This window comes from Enterobacter sp. 22499, from assembly GCF_052044815.1.
GTDB lineage: Bacteria > Pseudomonadota > Gammaproteobacteria > Enterobacterales > Enterobacteriaceae > Enterobacter > Enterobacter bugandensis.
In genome coordinates this window covers 60,699-79,471 of sequence record NZ_JBQENR010000002.1, presented here as the reverse complement: position 1 = coordinate 79,471, position 18,773 = coordinate 60,699, and the positions used below count along the sequence as shown (strand labels likewise).

17 protein-coding genes and 1 pseudogene are annotated in these 18,773 nt (G+C 49.8%); 12 read left to right on the top strand and 6 right to left on the bottom strand.

The features are described from left to right. Positions 1-34: 34 nt before the first annotated feature. The 4 genes from amyA to fliD are packed head-to-tail and all read right to left on the bottom strand — an operon-like array spanning position 35 to position 3,805. Positions 35-1,522 carry an alpha-amylase gene (amyA, locus tag ACTJI7_RS08320; protein ID WP_063154954.1) on the bottom strand — a complete coding sequence of 496 codons (1,488 nt, stop codon included), beginning with the start codon at positions 1,520-1,522 and terminating at the stop codon, positions 35-37. Between the two features lie 52 nt (positions 1,523-1,574). Further along, positions 1,575-1,949 carry a flagella biosynthesis regulatory protein FliT gene (gene fliT, locus ACTJI7_RS08315; protein ID WP_049000127.1) on the bottom strand — a complete coding sequence of 125 codons (375 nt, stop codon included), beginning with the start codon at positions 1,947-1,949 and terminating at the stop codon, positions 1,575-1,577. Next, a complete protein-coding gene (gene fliS, locus ACTJI7_RS08310; protein WP_049000129.1) occupies positions 1,949-2,359 on the bottom strand; it encodes a flagellar export chaperone FliS in 411 nt (136 codons plus the stop codon). The genes fliT and fliS overlap by 1 nt, the downstream gene beginning before the upstream one ends. A gap of 9 nt (positions 2,360-2,368) precedes the next feature. Continuing rightward, positions 2,369-3,805 carry a flagellar filament capping protein FliD gene (fliD, locus tag ACTJI7_RS08305; protein WP_049000130.1) on the bottom strand — a complete coding sequence of 479 codons (1,437 nt, stop codon included), beginning with the start codon at positions 3,803-3,805 and terminating at the stop codon, positions 2,369-2,371. A gap of 367 nt (positions 3,806-4,172) precedes the next feature. Between fliD and ACTJI7_RS08300 the strand changes: the two genes are divergently transcribed. From ACTJI7_RS08300 to sdiA, 10 genes are all read left to right on the top strand, one after another. After that, the gene (locus ACTJI7_RS08300; RefSeq protein ID WP_063154953.1) at positions 4,173-5,024 is read left to right on the top strand and encodes a flagellin domain-containing protein; all 852 of its coding nucleotides are present in this window, start codon (positions 4,173-4,175) and stop codon (positions 5,022-5,024) included. 92 nt (positions 5,025-5,116) lie between these two features. Next, positions 5,117-8,794: a glycosyltransferase gene (locus ACTJI7_RS08295; RefSeq protein WP_440670258.1), complete on the top strand. Its 3,678-nt coding sequence runs from the start codon at positions 5,117-5,119 to the stop codon at positions 8,792-8,794. Between the two features lie 68 nt (positions 8,795-8,862). Continuing rightward, positions 8,863-9,666, top strand: a complete 804-nt coding sequence (locus ACTJI7_RS08290) for a glycosyltransferase family 2 protein (RefSeq protein WP_063154951.1) — start codon at positions 8,863-8,865, stop codon at positions 9,664-9,666. Positions 9,667-9,835: 169 nt separating this feature from the next. Further along, positions 9,836-10,555, top strand: a complete 720-nt coding sequence (locus tag ACTJI7_RS08285; protein WP_014170714.1) for an RNA polymerase sigma factor FliA — start codon at positions 9,836-9,838, stop codon at positions 10,553-10,555. Between the two features lie 54 nt (positions 10,556-10,609). Beyond that, on the top strand, positions 10,610-11,161 hold the full coding sequence (gene fliZ / locus ACTJI7_RS08280; RefSeq protein WP_028013680.1) for a flagella biosynthesis regulatory protein FliZ: 552 nt from the start codon (positions 10,610-10,612) through the stop codon (positions 11,159-11,161). A gap of 86 nt (positions 11,162-11,247) precedes the next feature. Beyond that, positions 11,248-12,048 carry a cystine ABC transporter substrate-binding protein gene (tcyJ, locus tag ACTJI7_RS08275; protein ID WP_028013679.1) on the top strand — a complete coding sequence of 267 codons (801 nt, stop codon included), beginning with the start codon at positions 11,248-11,250 and terminating at the stop codon, positions 12,046-12,048. A 107-nt stretch (positions 12,049-12,155) separates the two neighbouring features. Continuing rightward, positions 12,156-13,142, top strand: a complete 987-nt coding sequence (dcyD, locus tag ACTJI7_RS08270) for a D-cysteine desulfhydrase (RefSeq protein ID WP_063154950.1) — start codon at positions 12,156-12,158, stop codon at positions 13,140-13,142. A 21-nt stretch (positions 13,143-13,163) separates the two neighbouring features. Beyond that, on the top strand, positions 13,164-13,832 hold the full coding sequence (gene tcyL / locus ACTJI7_RS08265) for a cystine ABC transporter permease (RefSeq protein ID WP_028013677.1): 669 nt from the start codon (positions 13,164-13,166) through the stop codon (positions 13,830-13,832). Beyond that, positions 13,829-14,581, top strand: coding sequence for an L-cystine ABC transporter ATP-binding protein TcyN (gene tcyN / locus ACTJI7_RS08260; RefSeq protein ID WP_041909387.1), 753 nt, complete (start codon positions 13,829-13,831; stop codon positions 14,579-14,581). The genes tcyL and tcyN overlap by 4 nt, the downstream gene beginning before the upstream one ends. Positions 14,582-14,802: 221 nt before the next feature. Continuing rightward, on the top strand, positions 14,803-15,525 hold the full coding sequence (gene sdiA / locus ACTJI7_RS08255) for a transcriptional regulator SdiA (protein ID WP_028013675.1): 723 nt from the start codon (positions 14,803-14,805) through the stop codon (positions 15,523-15,525). A gap of 66 nt (positions 15,526-15,591) precedes the next feature. Here sdiA and ACTJI7_RS08250 read toward each other — a convergent pair whose 3' ends face one another. Together ACTJI7_RS08250 and ACTJI7_RS08245 are read right to left on the bottom strand one after the other, a co-directional pair. Beyond that, positions 15,592-15,816 (bottom strand): DUF2594 family protein, encoded by a 225-nt coding sequence (locus tag ACTJI7_RS08250; protein ID WP_014832453.1) that lies wholly within the window; start codon positions 15,814-15,816, stop codon positions 15,592-15,594. A gap of 25 nt (positions 15,817-15,841) precedes the next feature. Continuing rightward, positions 15,842-15,910, bottom strand: a pseudogene (locus ACTJI7_RS08245) (hypothetical protein); the annotation flags it as partial. Positions 15,911-16,280: 370 nt separating this feature from the next. Here ACTJI7_RS08245 and uvrY point away from each other — a divergent pair. Together uvrY and uvrC are read left to right on the top strand one after the other, a co-directional pair. Continuing rightward, positions 16,281-16,937, top strand: a complete 657-nt coding sequence (gene uvrY / locus ACTJI7_RS08240) for a UvrY/SirA/GacA family response regulator transcription factor (RefSeq protein ID WP_013096026.1) — start codon at positions 16,281-16,283, stop codon at positions 16,935-16,937. Next, positions 16,934-18,766: an excinuclease ABC subunit UvrC gene (uvrC, locus tag ACTJI7_RS08235; RefSeq protein ID WP_041909391.1), complete on the top strand. Its 1,833-nt coding sequence runs from the start codon at positions 16,934-16,936 to the stop codon at positions 18,764-18,766. Before uvrY ends, uvrC begins: the two co-directional genes overlap by 4 nt. Positions 18,767-18,773 lie beyond the last annotated feature (7 nt).

The window sequence follows — 18,773 nt, the reverse complement described above, 5'->3', positions numbered from 1 at the left end:
CGGGGCGAGGGCATCAGGCCGCACGTTTCCCGTTCTACAACGCATCCTCAATCACCCACACGCTGACGCTTCCCCCTTTACAGGTAAAGGTGCCTTCGCCATCCGCCGCCGTGGTGACCGTTTCTTCACGATTGCCGAGAAAATCACGCCACGTTTTGTTGCCGTAGTTTTCCCCCAGGCAAATTACCTTCTCGCCGTCGTCGCCGTTCGACATCACCACCACGCAGCCGGGATCATCTTCCGTGCCGCTGCGGCTGAAGGCGATGCAGTTAGGATGGTCAAAAAACAGCGTCTGCACGCCGTGGGCAAAGCGCTGGCGGGCGAGGATCAGCTCGTGAAGCTGCTCAATCACCGGCATATCAATATGGTACGTTTCACCGTCCCCTCCCGTATCGTCATAGCTTGCGCCGAACAGATCCGGATAGAAGACGCTCGGCACGCCGTTTTCCCGCAGCAGGATCAGCGCGTACGCCAGCGGTTTAAACCAGGCCTCGACCGGGGCTTCCAGCGCCTGCAGAGGCTGCGTGTCATGGTTTGCGACGAGGGTCACCGCATGGAACGGGTCGGCCTCCACCAGCGTACCGGTGAAGATCTGGCTCATGTCGTAATCTCGTCCCTGACGTGACGCTTCGTGGAATTTCATCTGCAGGGGGGCATCAAACAGCATGGTTTTACCGTCGACCTGGTCAATATAGGCCTGAAGTTTATCCACCTCATGAGACCAGTATTCCGCCACGATAAACAACGGCTGTTCGGCGACTTCCTGGACGTGCTCAATCCACTCTTTGTAAAACCAGGCGGGAATATGCTTGACGGCGTCCAGACGAAAACCGTCGCAGTGCGTCTGTTCCATGACCCAGCGGGCCCAGTATTTGATCTCCTCGGTGACGGCGTGATTGCGAAAGTCGATGTTTTCGCCCATCAGGTAATCGAAGTTACCCATCTCATCATCGACCTGGTCATTCCAGCCTTCGCCGGTGTAGTCGTTGACGATTTTAAAGATCCCGTCTTCATCCGGGTTTTCAATATGGTCGACGCCGCTGAAGCATTTGTAATCCCAGATAAACTGTGAGAATTGCCCGGCGCGGGCGGGGAAGGTGTAGCGAGTCCAGGCCTCACACTCGATGATTTCATTATCAATTTGTGTACGGTCCTGTTCGTTCACGCGCTGCACGCGGACAGGCTCTTTCTCATCAGCCCCCATTTTGTGGTTCACCACCACGTCCAGCAGGACGGCAATCTCGTTGCTTTTGAGGGCGTCGATGGCTTCCAGCAGCTGCGCTTTGTCACCGTATTTCGTGGCGATACTGCCTTTCTGGTCAAACTCGCCGAGGTCAAACAGATCGTAAGAGTCATAGCCAACCGAATATCCGCCGGAAGCCCCTTTATACGCGGGCGGCAGCCAAATCATGTTGATGCCGATTTCATTAAGATTGGGGGCTAACGCCGTGACTTCTCGCCACAATTCACCGCCAGCGGGGTAATACCAGTGAAAGCATTGTAACAGGGTGGGGTTTTTCATCGTCCGTGCTCCAGAAGCCATATGGCAGACTTCTGGAGTATGGATGAAGAAATCATAGTTGTGTGTCGCGGGTAACACTTTCTGGATAAAGAATATTCCCTGACAGCTTTCCATAGGTAGAGGTGATGGATTGCTGTTTGCCGGTTTGATCGATGAGATGCCTAAGCTCATCCATTCGAATTGCCAGTAACTCTTTGAGTTGACTTTCATTTTTGAGCACGTTTTCAAGCAAGAATCTGGCCTGTTCGATATGGGGCCGTGGTGCTGATGCTATTGGATTAAGCGAAATATTTTCAATAAGTTGAACATAAGTGATTTCTTGCGTGATGAGATCGTCCCACTGGCCTGCTTTAGCCAGCTTGAGCATTGAAAGGCTGAGATCATGTAGCGCCTGCCAGGCGCTAAGAGCAGAGTTGGGGTTGTTCATTAAAAATTATCCTGGTGAGAGGAGACATTAGAGCCAATTTGTTTCCACGCGTCAGCAATGTTATTCAATAAGTCCTCAACTTCGACAATTGCCCCTTCGTCATTACGTAAATTAGCGTGTAACAGACGACGAATCATATAGTCATAAAGTGCTGCAAGGTTCGCAGAAAGCGGACCTTCAATCTCCATGTTCAAACCAGCCTTCAACCCGTTGTCGATGATATTTATCGCTTTCGACAAAGCTTCACCTTTTTCGGCAACACGACCCTCGTTGAGAAAAAGCCGAGCACGGACAAGGGCACTGAGTGCCCCGTCAAAAAGCATGGTCACAAGTTGGTGCGGATTTGCACTCATTACCGCACTTTCAAGACCGATTTGTTGATATGCACGCGCACCAATTTGTGAGTACATGATTATTCCTTAACTGCTGGACGAACTAAATTGCTGTTTCAGATAGGTGGATGTATTGTTCATTTTGCTCATCAACGTATCCAGATTCGTGAATTGCGCCTTATATCGCGCCATTGTGGCTTCTATATTTGCTTCCATCGCGTCATAGCGTTGATCAAGCGTTTTAAGCGTCGTGTTTATACCGTCAGTCGCATTCTTGATAATCCCTTCTTTACCCGCGGTCGTGCTTAACATGTTTGTGAGCATCGTGCCCATTTGTGTCGCAAGGCCGGTTGCTTTCCCATCACCGGCAAAATATTCCTGTACCGCTTCTGGATTATCCGTTAACGCTTTGCTCAATTTGGTCGAGTCAATCTTAAGATTGCCTAACGAACCGTCGGCCCCCGTCGCGGTATCTTGCGTGACACCCAGCTGAGCCAGAATTGCATAAGAGCCTGACTGCACCTCAGTTAATAATCCGCGTAGCTGAGATTGCACCGAGCGTACCGTGCTATCGCCAATTAACGCGCCGTTATTTGCAGACTGGCTTTCACCGGCATCAACCTTTATATATTTGGTGACGGATGTAATGGTCGACTGTAAAGCATTATAGGCAGTTACCCAGTCAGTTATGGCTTTTTGAGTGGTGTCAGCAGCACGAGTAATATCCAGATTTTCACTGCTCGTGCTCTCATTTTTAAGACTCAGGGTAATACCCGGCAGGGCATCAGTAATCGTGTTAGTTGAACGCTCAATCGTGATGTCGTTGATAATAACTTGCGAATTTTTGGATGCCGTCTGTTGATTCATCACGCCTGTGTGAGTTGAAGAATCATATCCAATGATATTTTGTAATGTGCTGTCGCCCGAGACGCTCACCGTCATATCATTTGCTGTACCAGATGTTTTAGAGGTCAGCATTAAAGTGTAGTCACCGTCTTTCGCTTTAATGACGGTAGCAGTAACGTTCCCGTTCGCTTTGTTGATCGCGCTGGCGATTCCATTTAATGAGGTATCGGAATCACCGAGCGTAACGGTCAGCGGCGTTGTCGAGCCGGCTTGTGCAATGGTTATCGTACGAGTTCCACCCGTTGTTGCGCCTAACTGCGAGGTCGCGCTAGCCTGGCTCGCAGTAGTCAGTACCTGTGCTTTTGCCAGCGATTTAACCTGAACGGTATAGCTGCCGACGGTGGCTCCCGTTGCCGTGGTTGCCGTAAAGGAGGTATTGGTCGATCCGACTGCTGTTGCGTTCCATGTGTCAGTTTTAGAGAGTGCTGCAGTGGCGGTATTGAGCGTTTGCATCGCACTTTGCAGCTTACTGAATGCGCTGAGCTGCGCATTATAAGAGGTTTGCTGATTCGTTATTGTTGTTAATTTTGTTTTTTCAGCGGTTTCAAGGTTAGTGTAGAGCGTCTGTAAGTCCAAACCTGAGCCGACGCCAAGACTACTGATTGTTGCACTTGCCATTAGATTGTTTCCTTTAGTCAATGGTAGTTTCAGCTAGTTATCGGCGAGAGGAGAAAATAGTTTAATCATTAGTTGATAAAATTATCGGCAGAATAAGCGGCATTCCTTTCGGCATATACCCTCTTTGTTATCGGTAGGAAGGATGCAGTTCGGGGATATTTCTTCTTGCAATAAAAGGCTGAACGCCAGTTGAAATCGTGGTTTTTTACCATGCTGATGAATATTTTTCATTTAAAATCAGCTAATTAAAAAAAACTCAATGAAAATTCTAAAGTCTTCATGACGTTCGTCGATAACCTTTTTGACGGTGAGAGACGCCGTGAGTGTTAAGCACCGACCCTAGAATCCAATTTGAAGGAATTAAAATATGTCAGTAATCAATACTAACCTGTTATCCCTTTCTACTCAGAACAACCTGAATAAATCTCAGTCTGCTCTGGGTACCGCGATTGAGCGTCTGTCTTCTGGCCTGCGTATCAACAGCGCGAAAGACGATGCTGCTGGTCAGGCGATTGCTAACCGCATGAATTCACAGATCAAGGGCATGACTCAGGCTGCTCGTAACGCCAACGATGGCATTTCTATGATTCAGACTGCTGAAGGCAACCTGAACGAAATTAACACCAACTTGCAGCGTATCCGTGAACTGTCTGTACAGGCAGCAAACGGCACCAACCAAGATACTGACATGGCCTCTATCAATACCGAGATCAACCAGCGTCTATCTGAAATTGACCGTATCGCAGGTGCTGCGAACTTCAACGGTAAAAACCTGCTGGATGGTTCTCAGAGCGGCGGCGTAACCATTCAGGTTGGTGCGAACACTAAAACCGGTGATACCATCAGCATTGGCTCTGATTCTCTGATCAATGCTAAGCTGAGCTCCCTGGCATCCGGTACTGCACTTTCTGGCGGCACTGCAGCAATTAGCGACAACGCCACTGCAAAAGCGGTTATTGATGCAGTTGATACTGCTCTTAAAGGTATCGACGGCGCGCGTAGCAACCTGGGTGCAATGCAAAACCGTTTCGAATCTACAGTTAACAACCTGAACAACTCAGTGACTAACCTGTCTGCTGCACAGTCTCGTATCCAGGATGCTGACTACGCAACCGAAGTGTCTAACATGTCACGTGCACAGATCCTGCAACAGGCTGGTACTTCTGTACTGTCTCAGGCAAACCAGGTACCTCAGGCAATGCTGTCTCTGCTGCGTTAATTCTTACGCCCTTGATATTTCAAAACCCGGCGTTGCCGGGTTTTTGTTATATTGCCTCACTCCACTTTTATGTTGATAGACTTGAAAATATTATGCGCAAAATTTTACTTACCATTGACAGGTTCGAACACTACGGTCAACACGAGAGTATATTTTTTGATTTGATAGAATATTTTCATCGTCATAACTGGCAGGTCGATGTTGTTGCCAAAACAACGGGTCGGTATTGGCTCAACAATTTAAATGTCATAAATGAAAATAAAAACATTCGTTTATTGGAACAACCCAATGGTAAGTTGCATGCTTCCTACGACCTGATGTGGATATTTAACGGCTATATCCCGGCCGTACTGAATACGACTTTTATGCGAGGAGATTGTGTTTCCAGGGTCTTCTTTCATCATTTTTACAGCTATGCTGACTATGATTTACCCTATGGTGCAGATGCTGAAAATGCGCTTTCTAGCACCAGTTTTGCCTGCTCAACCGCCAGCTATGTCCGCTTAGTTGAAAAGGGCATTAAACAACCGCGGATCAAGATTTTTCCGCTTACCATTAATAATCAATTTTCTTCTGCCGGAAGGGACTTCACAGATAAACTCGAAAAAGCACTGCTGATTTCCACTGGTTATAATAAGAATTTAGTGGAGCTTATTGAGTTATTCAAGACCAAAAATATTGAACTAGATTATTATAATCTGGACTCTGCGCCTGGCCCTGTAACGCCAGAATTGCTGTCACAATATCAACTAATTATTGGCGATGAAGCGCGCGCTGTATATGCCATGAGTATGGGGTTGCCGGTTGTGATATCAGACGGTATTTCCTCGCATGGTTATCTAACAGAAGCAAATCTGTTGGAACGATCTGATTATCATTTTGCACTGACAGGTGCTTCCAAAATTGTTAACCAAAACCGCTGGGTCAAAGAAATCCTTGACGGTTACCCGCAGGCAGCCTGCTGGGCCTGGGAATACCGGGCTGAAGCAAACGCGCAATTTTCTTTAGACACCTTCGTTGGCAAGATACTGGATCGTTTACCTGCGCCGAAAAAACTACAAATTTCGCAGGAACAGCACAGTAACCTTGAATTTCATCGTAAGGTTATGGACAGTTTTGGGGAAGAAACAACGCGATCGGTGAGTAGTTGGATAAATGAAAGAAAACCAACTCCGCTGCGTTCCGCTATTATAGGGACTTTGCTTCAGTCTTTCCCTACCTGTGCCAGTATTACTGTCATAATTATTGATCGCGAAGGCGATCGAAATAAGCTGCGTGCGAGTTTGCTTTCTGTTAATAACCAAACACTAAGTGCCGACGCAATCATCGTAGTAGGAAAACTGCCATCATTTGATATTAACGATTGCCCGACAATACGCTTCGTGGATAATCTCAACCGGGCGGTGGATGAAATCACGTCAACTAATCTGCTCATTATGGACTCGGGCAATACTCTGGAAGAGCATGCGCTACTTACCTGTGCCGAGTTTACGATGCGTGATCCCCGGCGGGAACTTTGGTATTTTGACGAGCTCGTTATACGTAATGATGATGAAGATGGCTTAATTCTGAAGCCGGAATGTGATATAGATATGCTGCGTGCACATCCTTACATCGGTTCCAGTGTCTTTGTTTCAAAAGATGCAGTAAGTCGCCACAATGACTTTAATACTGACTATCAGTATTTGAGTCATATCGATATTTGTTGGAAATTAATTGAAGAAAAAGGTCCTCTCGTAATCGGCCATATTCCTGAAGCGTTGATCTCCGGGGCCATCAGCATTAGTGAGTGGTGTAAAAATCCCGCCATCATGGATGAAATGAAAATCATCACTGCCGCGCATCTTTCACGCTGTGGCATACATGCAAAGATCGTAGCTGGCGAAGAGCCTGGCGTTCAGTTCGTGATGTATCAACTTCCAGCCATCGCAAAGGTGTCGGTGATTATTCCAACACGGGACCGTCTGGTGTTACTCCAGCGGTGTATAGACTCTCTGATGGAGAAAACGGCGTACCATCAGTATGAAATTATTATTGTTGATAATGGTTCTACTGATGAAGATGCGAGAAAGTACTTGGACCAGCTTGAGTCCATGCAGTTGGCGCAAATTAAAGTTCTGCGCTGGGATGCGGCGTTTAACTTTGCCACTATCAACAACTATGCCAGCCGTTATGCAACAGGTGAATACCTGTTGTTTATGAATAATGATATTGAAATTAATGAAGGCAACTGGATGGGGGCATTGCTCGAACTCGCTCAACGCCCGGAAGTCGGTATAGTAGGTAGTAAACTTGTCTATCCTGATGGCACGCTGGAGCATGGTGGGTATATCACGGGCATCAATGACGGCGTGACTGTCTGTGGGAGAGGAAGCTCTCAGGAAGAAAGCGGCTTTCTTAGCCGGTTGAAGATTCCTCGGGGCGCTCATGCAGTAAGTGCGGCCTGCATGATGATGCGTAAAGAAGTATTTGATGAGCTTGGCGGATTCGATGAAGAGAATTTCCCGATCTACTACGCTGACGTTGATTTGGCATTAAAAGCAAAAGCGCAAGGTTATATCACCTTGTGGACACCTTTTAGCAGCGTTAAGCACCTTGGCGGAGCTTCGCGTTTGTTCCCAGAAAAATTTTCAGTCGCTACTCATGCGGATGAAGCATGTCATGATGCGCTACTGGATAAATGGGGAGCAGAACTGGCACGTGATCCTTATTATAATTCTAATATGAACCGTCTCGGGTCGACATTCAGCCTAAATACACGTATGTCGCGCTTACCGAATGCGCTTCCAGGAAGGCCGTTACCTGTGATCATGGGGACCCACATTAACTGGACAGGATGTGGTAATTATCGCGTCATTAAACCTCTTCATGCACTTCAGCAAGAGCTGAAAGCTGATGGTGGATTGATCTTGGGACTGCCAACGGTGATGGAAGTGGCTCAATTCCAGCCCGATCGACTGATTCTTGAAGTACCTATTGCTGATGATATTCCTCAGACAGTAAAACGCTATCGTCAGGTCTGTAATGCCAAAATTATTATGGAATTTGATGATTACTATTTAGACGTCCCGGAGAAAAATATCTTCAGGGAGAATGTGCCAAAAGACATTCAGAATCGCTTGAGTTCAGCCCTTGCTCTGGCCGACTGGGTTGTTGTTTCGACTGAGCCGCTAGCTGAAGCTTATTCTCGTTTCCATTCGGATATCCGTGTGGCAAAAAATCGTCTGGATATGGAACTGTGGGGAAGCCTCAAGTCTGCTAAACGTTGTGGCAAAAAACCTCGTGTAGGCTGGGCAGGAGGCTCGAGCCATACGGGCGATCTTGAAATATTGTTACCTATCATTCATGAATTACAGGATGAAGTGGAATGGGTGTTTATGGGGATGAAACCTGCAGGTGTCAATTGTGAATTCCATTTACCTGTACCTTTTGAACATTATCCGCAAAAGTTGAGTGAACTTGATCTTGATCTGGCATTGGTCCCGCTTGAACAGAATCGGTTCAATGAATGTAAAAGTAATCTTCGTATCTTAGAACTGGGAAGTTGTGGATTCCCCATTATCTGCACCGATATCGAACCCTATCGCTGTGGCCTGCCCGTTCATCGGGTAAAAAATACCCCCAGTGCGTGGATTTCTGCTGTTCGTGAGCATATTTACGACAGGAATGCACTTAATAAGGCTGGGGAACAACTGCGCAACGCAGTACACCGAGACTGGATGCTAAGAGAGAGTGGTCTGGATGATTGGCAACGTGCCTGGATAGGCTAATGCTTGTACCCAAGTGGGAAAGCGTCAGAAACTGGCGGTGTCTGAAACGAAGAATAGGTAAATGATGTATGTATCAGGGTGAAAAAATTGGTGTGGGGATCGTCACTTTTAATCGTAAAGACGGTTTGCTTAAACTATTTAACTCTCTGCCGCGCCAATATATTGATGAACTGGTTATTATTAATGACGGACAACATTATCCTGAGTATTCAGGTCTTGATTGTTGTTATATTTTGAATGAGGAAAATCTCGGGGTCGGGTGCAGCAAAAATCGGGCCCTGTCATATCTGCAAGAAAAAGGCGTTGACCACTATTTTCTTATTGAGGATGACGTTTTTGTTAAACGGGATGATGTTTTTCTTCGCTATATTGAAATGGCCCGACTCACAGGCATACAACATTTTAATTTTAGTCAGCATGGGTTACTGAATGTTAATCCACAGGGACAGCCACTCGTGCGAATGCGGTGCGATTATGCAAGTGAAAAACTATTTATGTTCCCTTCCTGCGTGGGAGCATTTAGTTACTACACTGCACTGGCGCTCGATACAGTGGGTCTGATGGACGAACGTTTCTATAATGCTCTTGAGCATGTTGATCATACTATTGCGATTATTGATGCTGGCATGCATCCTCCGTTCGGTTATTTTGCAGACATCGCAGACTCACAAGATTATATTGGTGATGAAGGATGGAGTACTAAGCAATCCACAATTTCAGGCGAACTCACTTTCAGGGCGATAGTGACAGTGGCTTTGCAACGTTTTAAACAAAAGCGTGGTCTCATGCCTACTGATATTACTATTGAGAACACAAAAAAAGTCACTCGGCAATTGGAAAAAATCCATAAAAAATATGCAGTTAGTTATTAAAGAGTGCATTATAACATTCAGCAAGCCAGTTGCGCAAAAACCACTGGCTGCTGTTTTTCCTGATCTAATCTCAAAATAACCCCCCATTTCACCCACTATTCATCCAATTGAACGCCCTGCAGAATCGGATAATCATGCCGATAACTCAACTAACGCAGGGCTGTTTATCGTGAATTCACTCTATACCGCTGAAGGTGTAATGGATAAACACTCGCTGTGGCAGCGTTATGTCCCGCTGGTGCGTCACGAAGCATTGCGCCTCCAGGTGCGTTTGCCGGCGAGCGTGGAACTTGACGATCTGCTACAGGCGGGCGGTATCGGGTTATTGAATGCAGTTGACCGATACGACGCTCTGCAAGGAACGGCATTTACGACTTACGCAGTTCAGCGTATTCGTGGTGCGATGCTGGACGAGCTGCGCAGCCGCGACTGGGTGCCGCGCAGCGTTCGCCGCAACGCGCGCGAAGTGGCGCATGCAATGGGACAGCTGGAACAGGAACTGGGACGCAACGCAACGGAAACCGAAGTGGCGGAACGTCTTGGCATTGCTGTTGAAGAGTATCGTCAGATGTTGCTCGATACCAATAATAGCCAACTCTTCTCCTATGACGAGTGGCGCGAAGAGCATGGCGATAGCATCGAGCTGGTGACGGACGAGCACCAGCAGGAAAACCCGTTACACCATTTAATGGAAGGGAATTTACGCCAGCGCGTAATGGAAGCGATTGAAGCTCTGCCCGAGCGCGAACAGCTGGTGTTGACCCTTTATTACCAGGAAGAGCTTAATCTCAAAGAGATTGGCGCGGTTCTGGAGGTGGGGGAGTCGCGGGTTAGCCAGCTGCACAGCCAGGCCATTAAACGCTTACGAACCAAACTGGGTAAGTTATAGGTGATCAAATCACCCGAAAAATGCCGCACAACGTATTGACAACCAGGAGTTATCATGACGGTGCAGCAATCTAAAAGACGGCCTTTAAGCCGCTACCTGAAAGACTTTAAACACAGCCAGACGCATTGCGCCCACTGTAACAAATTACTCGATCGTATCACGCTGGTTCGCCGCGGCGAGATCGTGAATAAAATCGCTATCTCTCGCCTCGACACGTTAATGGATGAAGCCGCGTGGCTCGAAGAGCAAAAAGAGTGGGTGGCGCTTTGCCGTTTCTGTGGCGATCTCCACTGCAAAGAGCAAAGCGACTTCTTCGATATCATCGGCTTCAAACAATTCCTGTTTGAACAAACGGAGATGAGCCACGGCACCGTGCGCGAATATGTGGTTCGCCTGCGCCGTCTTGGGCAGCATCTGAGCGTTAACAATATCTCTCGCGATCTGCTGAAGACCGGTTACCTGGATGAAAATCTCGAGCCGTGGCTGCCTGCAACCAGCACCAACAACTATCGTATTGCGCTGCGCAAGTATGCGCAATATAAGGTGCAAATGCCGGGTTCCGTGAAGCAGAAAGCGCTCGCCGGAACAACTTCTGATATATATTAAAAAAGAATAAGATGTAGCGCAGTCGCCTTTGACGTTGCAGGCGATTTCTCTACACTACGTAAAAATTCCACTATATCGGGGTATTTATGAAATTTGCACTTCTGGGTCGTCAGGCGCTGATGGGTGTTATGGCCGTCGCGCTGGTTGCGGGCATGAGCGTGAAAACGTTCGCCGCAGAAAACCTGCTGAATAAAGTAAAAGAGCGCGGTACGCTGCTGGTCGGGCTGGAAGGAACCTATCCTCCCTTCAGCTTCCAGGGCGATGACGGCAAGCTGACCGGTTTTGAAGTGGAATTTGCAGAAGAACTGGCGAAGCACCTCGGCGTTAAAGCCTCCCTGAAACCGACCAAATGGGACGGTATGCTGGCCTCGCTGGATTCAAAACGTATTGACGTGGTGATTAACCAGGTGACCATTTCTGACGAGCGTAAGAAGAAGTATGACTTCTCCACGCCGTACACCGTGTCCGGTATTCAGGCGCTGGTGAAGAAAGGTAACGAAGGCTCCATTAAATCCGCTGCCGATCTGAAAGGCAAAAAAGTCGGCGTCGGTCTGGGAACTAACTACGAAGAGTGGCTGCGCCAGAACGTTCAGGGCGTGGATATCCGCACCTATGATGATGACCCGACGAAATATCAGGACCTGCGCGTAGGCCGTATCGACGCCATTCTGGTTGACCGTCTGGCCGCTTTGGATCTGGTGAAGAAAACCAACAATACCCTGGCAGTAGCGGGTGATGCGTTCTCTCGTCAGGAATCCGGCGTGGCCGTCCGTAAAGGCAACGAGGATCTGGTGAAAGCCATTGATTCCGCGATTGCTGACATGCAGAAAGACGGCAGCCTGAAGGCGCTGTCTGAGAAGTGGTTCGGGGCCGACGTCACCAAATAAGTCGCTGACCTGGAAAAAAGGCGCTTTTAAAAGCGCCTTTTTTATTTCTTACGCGTCTGCGTGCATAATGAAAAATATCACATTTTGTCTGAGTTACCGGAGAGTCCATGTCACTACAGAATTTAACGCGCTTTCCCCGTCTGGAGTTTATCGGTGCGCCGACGCCGCTGGAGTACCTGCCGCGATTTTCTGATTATCTGGGACGCGATATTTTTATTAAGCGCGATGACGTGACGCCGATGGCGATGGGGGGCAATAAGCTGCGCAAGCTGGAGTTTCTGGCGGCCGACGCGCTGCGCGAAGGCGCGGATACGCTTATTACTGCCGGGGCCATTCAGTCCAACCATGTTCGTCAGACGGCCGCCGTGGCGGCAAAGCTCGGGCTTCACTGCGTGGCCCTGCTGGAAAACCCGATTGGCACGCGGGCTGAAAACTATCTCACCAACGGTAACCGCCTGCTTTTAGACTTGTTCAACGTGCAGGTGGAGATGGTGGATGCGTTGACCGACCCGACCGCGCAGCTCGAAGATCTGGCGACGCGTCTGGAAGCGCAGGGTTTCCGCCCCTACGTTATTCCCGTCGGCGGTTCGAACGCGCTGGGCGCGCTGGGCTATGTGGAAAGTGCGCTGGAAATCGCCCAGCAGTGCGAGGGCGCCGTTAGCCTCTCGTCGGTCGTTGTCGCCTCCGGAAGCGCGGGCACGCATGCCGGGCTGGCGGTGGGGCTGGAACAGCTTCTGCCGGATGTCGAGCTGATTGGCGTGACGGTTTCCCGCAGCGTCGCGGACCAGAAGCCAAAAGTAGTAGCGCTGCAACAGGCGGTGGCAGAGCAACTGGAGCTGAAGGCCAGGGCCGAGATCTTGCTCTGGGATGACTATTTTGCGCCGGGCTACGGCACGCCTAATGAAGAGGGGATGGAAGCCGTTAAGCTGCTGGCGCGCCTAGAAGGTATACTGCTCGATCCGGTCTATACGGGTAAAGCGATGGCCGGGCTTATCGATGGCATTGCGCAGAAACGCTTTAAGGATGAAGGGCCGATTTTATTTGTGCACACCGGCGGGGCGCCCGCGCTGTTTGCTTATCATCCTCATGTCTAAAAATCAGGTCGAAAAATAATAATGCAAGAAAGTATTCAACTGGTTATTGATTCCCTGCCATTCCTGCTGAAAGGTGCGGTATTCACGCTACAGCTCAGTATCGGCGGGATGTTCTTCGGTCTTGTGTTGGGCTTTGTACTGGCCTTAATGCGAATGTCGCCCATCCTGCCGGTACGCTGGCTGGCGCGCTTTTATATTTCCGTGTTTCGCGGTACGCCGCTTATCGCTCAGCTCTTTATGATCTACTACGGTTTACCGCAGTTCGGCATCGAGCTGGATCCGATCCCGGCGGCGATGATTGGCCTGTCGCTTAACACGGCGGCCTATACCTCCGAAACCCTGCGCGCGGCGATCTCGTCGATTGATAAAGGCCAGTGGGAAGCGGCGGCCAGTATCGGGATGACGCCGTGGCAGACGCTGCGTCGCGCCATTCTGCCGCAGGCGGCGCGGGTAGCGCTTCCGCCGCTGAGCAACAGCTTCATCAGCCTGGTAAAAGATACCTCTCTGGCGGCAACCATCCAGGTGCCGGAGCTGTTCCGTCAGGCGCAGCTCATTACCTCGCGCACCCTTGAAGTTTTCACCATGTATCTGGCCGCCTCGCTGATCTACTGGGTGATGGCGACGGTGTTGTCTGCTCTGCAAAACTACTTTGAAAACCAGCTTAACCGCCAGGAGCGTGATCCAAAATGAGTGCAATTGACGTCAAAAACCTGGTGAAAAAATTCCACGGGCAAACGGTGCTCCACGGCATCGACCTGGAAGTTGAGCAGGGCGAAGTCGTGGCGATTATTGGCCCGAGCGGGTCGGGGAAAACCACGCTGCTGCGCAGTATCAACCTGCTTGAGCAGCCGGAAGGGGGCACCATTCGGGTTGGGGAGATAACGATTGATACCGGCAAATCCATCAGCCAGCAGAAAGGGTTGATTCGCCGCCTGCGTCAGCATGTCGGCTTTGTGTTCCAGAGCTTCAATCTATTCCCGCACCGCACGGTGCTGGAAAATATTATTGAAGGACCGGTCATTGTAAAAGGTGAGCCCAAAGAGGAAGCGACGGCACGCGCCCGCGAGTTGCTCGCCAAAGTCGGGCTGGCAGGGAAAGAGACCAGCTATCCGCGCCGCCTGTCGGGCGGGCAGCAGCAGCGCGTGGCCATCGCGCGCGCGCTGGCGATGCGCCCTGACGTGATCCTGTTTGATGAACCGACCTCCGCGCTCGATCCAGAACTGGTGGGTGAGGTGCTGAACACCATCCGCCAGCTGGCGCAGGAAAAACGCACGATGGTTATCGTGACCCATGAAATGAGCTTTGCGCGCGACGTGGCGGACAGAGCCATCTTTATGGACCAGGGGCGGATTGTGGAGCAGGGACCGGCGAAAAGCTTATTTGCTAACCCCCAGCAGCCGCGAACCCGTCAGTTCCTGGAAAAATTCCTTATGCAGTAGCATTTATGTACTCATTTGCTCCAGAAAGTTCTTCTGGAGCAAATTATTCTCGCTCTTCGCCTTAAACGGTGTTCTTTTATTCTACCCGAACAGAATAATCCTTATCCATAGCATAGTTAATGGTGCTAGTGCCGATATTTTGTAGTTAGAAATAAGTTTTATGTGTTAGGTTATATTCACCATAATAATGATTATCTTTTCAGAGGCTTCTTTTAGTAAGTATGAAGGATTCAGACTTTTTCACCTGGCGACGGGATTGCTCCCTGCGGTTTCAGGAATTGACCTGTGCCGCCGAGGTATATCATGAACTTCAGCGACAAACTCAGGCGCTGGAATTCGATTATTACTCACTCTGTGTGCGCCATCCGGTGCCGTTTACGCGGCCTAAAATTGCTGTGCATGCCACTTATCCGCAACAGTGGCTGGCGCAATATCAATCAGAGAACTATTTCACCATCGATCCGGTGCTAAAGCCGGAGAATTTCATTCAGGGGCATTTACCCTGGACGGACGAATTATTTGCGGATGCTCAGGAATTATGGCATAGGGCGCAGGACTTCGGTCTACGTTCGGGAATAACTCAGTGTCTGATGCTGCCTAATCATGCGCTCGGCTTCCTCTCAGTTTCCCGTACTCGCGCGCAGGAAGGACCGTTTGCCGGCGAGGAAATAGAGTTGCGGCTGCAGATGCTGGTGCAAATGGCATTAACAGCGCTGCTGCGTTTTGAAGATAAGATGGTTATGCCGCCTGAGATGAAATTCAGCAAACGCGAACGAGAAATTTTGAAATGGACCGCGGAAGGTAAGACGTCGGCGGAAATAGCGATCATTCTCTCTATTTCAGAGAATACGGTTAACTTCCATCAGAAGAATATGCAGAAAAAATTTAATGCGCCAAACAAGACGCAGATTGCCTGTTATGCGGCGGCTACAGGACTGATCTGATTAGAGAGTACGTTCTGCGTGACAGACGAGTGGACGGCTGAATGCACTGCATCCAGCCGTTTTTTGTTACTGGCGGTACGCTTGTTTGATTTGCTTAACGGTGTTAGCAAATACGGCCGATTCCGCCTGGTCTTCCATCTGCGCGATTTGTTTTTCCATTTTAATGATCACACGACCAGCATCAGCCTGGCCCATCGCCTGCAGCATCAGCGTTAGCAGCGCTTTCAGGCAGTTTACTTCCTGTGCCAGTTCCTGGTTATTCTCGGCAGTGGCAAATTCAGGTGTGCTCATTTATTTTCCTCATTATTAAACGGCGCTAAAGCGCGACGACGAAAGTCAAGGCGGCGGAGTATACCACAAGCTGCAGCAAAAAATGCAGCGGTTGTTTTTCGTACTTTTACGCCAGTGTTTATTTGCGTAAACAGAGCCAGCCGGTAAACTGATGCTCTGGTACGGCTATTAATTGTTTGCGCCTGGTTTACTTGCCGTTAATTATTGTTACAAAAATTGAGAAGAGTTTTTCCGCGAGGAAAGCGTGCAAGCTTTTTGTAACTTTTTGAATACAGATGCTTAAAAATAGCCGCAAAAGCTCTGATGGCAAGGGCTCTCTTTCCATGGACTGTACAGGCTAATTTCCAAAAACGAGAGCAAAATCGAATAGCCGATTTTTTAACGTTTTAATCTTGTGATGAAAACCGTTAATATAAGCCAAATTATCACTCAGTAGCGTTATCCCTATTCTGGAGACATTTCCTTTGATCAACGTCCTTCTTGTTGATGACCACGAACTGGTGCGCGCAGGGATACGACGCATTCTTGAAGATATTAAAGGTATTAAAGTTGCCGGTGAGGCGTGCTGTGGGGAAGATGCCGTAAAATGGTGCCGCACAAACTCGGCCGATGTGGTGCTGATGGATATGAATATGCCCGGTATCGGTGGCCTTGAGGCAACACGCAAAATCGCGCGTACCTTTGTTGATACAAAAGTCATCATGCTGACCGTGCATACTGAAAATCCGCTTCCCGCGAAGGTGATGCAGGCGGGGGCAGCCGGTTACCTGAGCAAAGGCGCCGCACCGCAGGAGGTCGTCAATGCTATCCGTTCTGTATTTGCCGGGCAGCGTTACATTGCCTCCGACATTGCGCAGCAGATGGCGCTGAGCCAGATCGAACCCGAGAAAACGGAATCACCGTTTGCCAGTTTGTCTGAGCGTGAATTGCAGATTATGCTGATGATCACCAAGGGTCAGAAAGTGAATGAGATCTCGGAGCAGCTGAATCTCAGCCCGAAAACGGTCAACAGCTATCGTTATCGTATGTTCAGTAAACTGAACATTCATGGTGATGTTGAACTGACTCATCTGGCCATCCGGCACGGTTTATGTAACGCGGAGACGTTGTTAAGTCAGTGAGTGATGTATTCGATTCAAAAGCATTTCTGAAAACCGTAACCAGCCAGCCAGGCGTCTATCGGATGTATGACGCTGGCGGTACGGTTATCTATGTGGGGAAGGCCAAAGATCTTAAAAAGCGTCTTTCCAGCTATTTCCGCAGTAACCTTGCCTCCCGTAAGACCGAAGCGCTGGTCTCACTCATTCAGAATATTGATGTCACCGTGACGCATACCGAGACGGAAGCGCTGCTGCTTGAGCACAACTATATTAAGCTCTACCAGCCGCGCTATAATGTGCTGCTGCGGGACGACAAATCCTATCCGTTTATCTTTCTGAGTGGTGACACCCATCCGCGCCTGGCGATGCACCGCGGCGCAAAACACGCGAAAGGCGAATATTTCGGCCCCTTCCCGAATGGCTATGCCGTGCGAGAGACGCTGGCGCTGCTGCAAAAAATCTTCCCGATCCGCCAGTGTGAAAACAGCGTCTACCGCAACCGCTCGCGCCCATGTTTACAGTACCAGATTGGGCGTTGCCTTGGCCCCTGTGTTGCCGGGCTGGTCAGTGAAGACGAGTATGCGCAGCAGGTGGAATACGTACGCCTGTTCTTAGCTGGCAAAGACGATCAGGTTTTAACCCAGCTGATCGCCAGAATGGAAAAAGCCAGCGCCGCGCTTGAGTTTGAAGAGGCTGCGCGGATCCGCGACCAGATCCAGGCGGTGCGCAGAGTCACTGAGAAACAGTTTGTCTCAAATACCGGCGACGATCTCGACGTTATTGGCGTGGCCTTCGACGCCGGCATGGCCTGCGTGCATGTGTTGTTTATTCGCCAGGGCAAAGTGCTCGGCAGCCGCAGCTATTTCCCGAAGGTGCCTGGCGGCACCGAGCTGGGTGAAGTGGTGGAAACCTTTGTTGGCCAGTTTTATCTTCAGGGCAGCCAGATGCGTACGCTGCCCTCGGAGATCCTGCTCGATTTTAGCCTTGATGACAAAACCCTGCTGGCCGATTCGCTTTCCGAACTGGCCGGGCGTCGGGTCAATGTTCAAACCAAACCGCGCGGCGACCGTGCACGCTATCTGAAGCTGGCGCGGACCAACGCGGCGACGGCGCTCACCACTAAACTGTCCCAGCAATCGACGGTTAGCCAGCGTCTAACCGCGCTGGCGACGCTCCTGAAGTTGCCGGAAGTGAAGCGAATGGAATGTTTCGATATCAGCCATACGATGGGTGAGCAGACGGTGGCGTCCTGCGTGGTATTTGACGCCAACGGCCCGCTGCGCGCCGAGTATCGCCGCTATAACATCACCGGCATCACTCCGGGTGACGACTATGCTGCCATGAATCAGGTGCTGCGCCGTCGCTACGGTAAAGCGATTGAAGAGAGCAAGATCCCGGACGTGATTCTTATCGACGGTGGGAAAGGGCAGCTAGGTCAGGCGAAAGCGGTATTCGAGTCGCTCGACGTTGAGTGGGACAAAAACCATCCGCTGCTGTTAGGCGTGGCAAAAGGGGCCGATCGTAAGGCCGGTCTGGAAACGCTGTTTTTTGAGCCGGAAGGTGAGGGCTTCAGCCTGCCGCCGGACTCCCCGGCGCTGCACGTCATCCAGCATATTCGCGATGAGTCGCACGACCATGCCATCAGCGGCCACCGCAAAAAACGGGCGAAGGTCAAAAACACGAGCACGCTTGAGACTATTGAGGGCGTTGGGCCAAAACGCCGCCAGATGCTGCTGAAGTATATGGGCGGATTGCAAGGATTACTCAACGCCAGTATGGAGGAAATTGCAAAAGTGCCGGGTATTTCGCAAGGGCTGGCAGAAAAGATCTACTACTCGTTGAAACATTGAGGGCTCT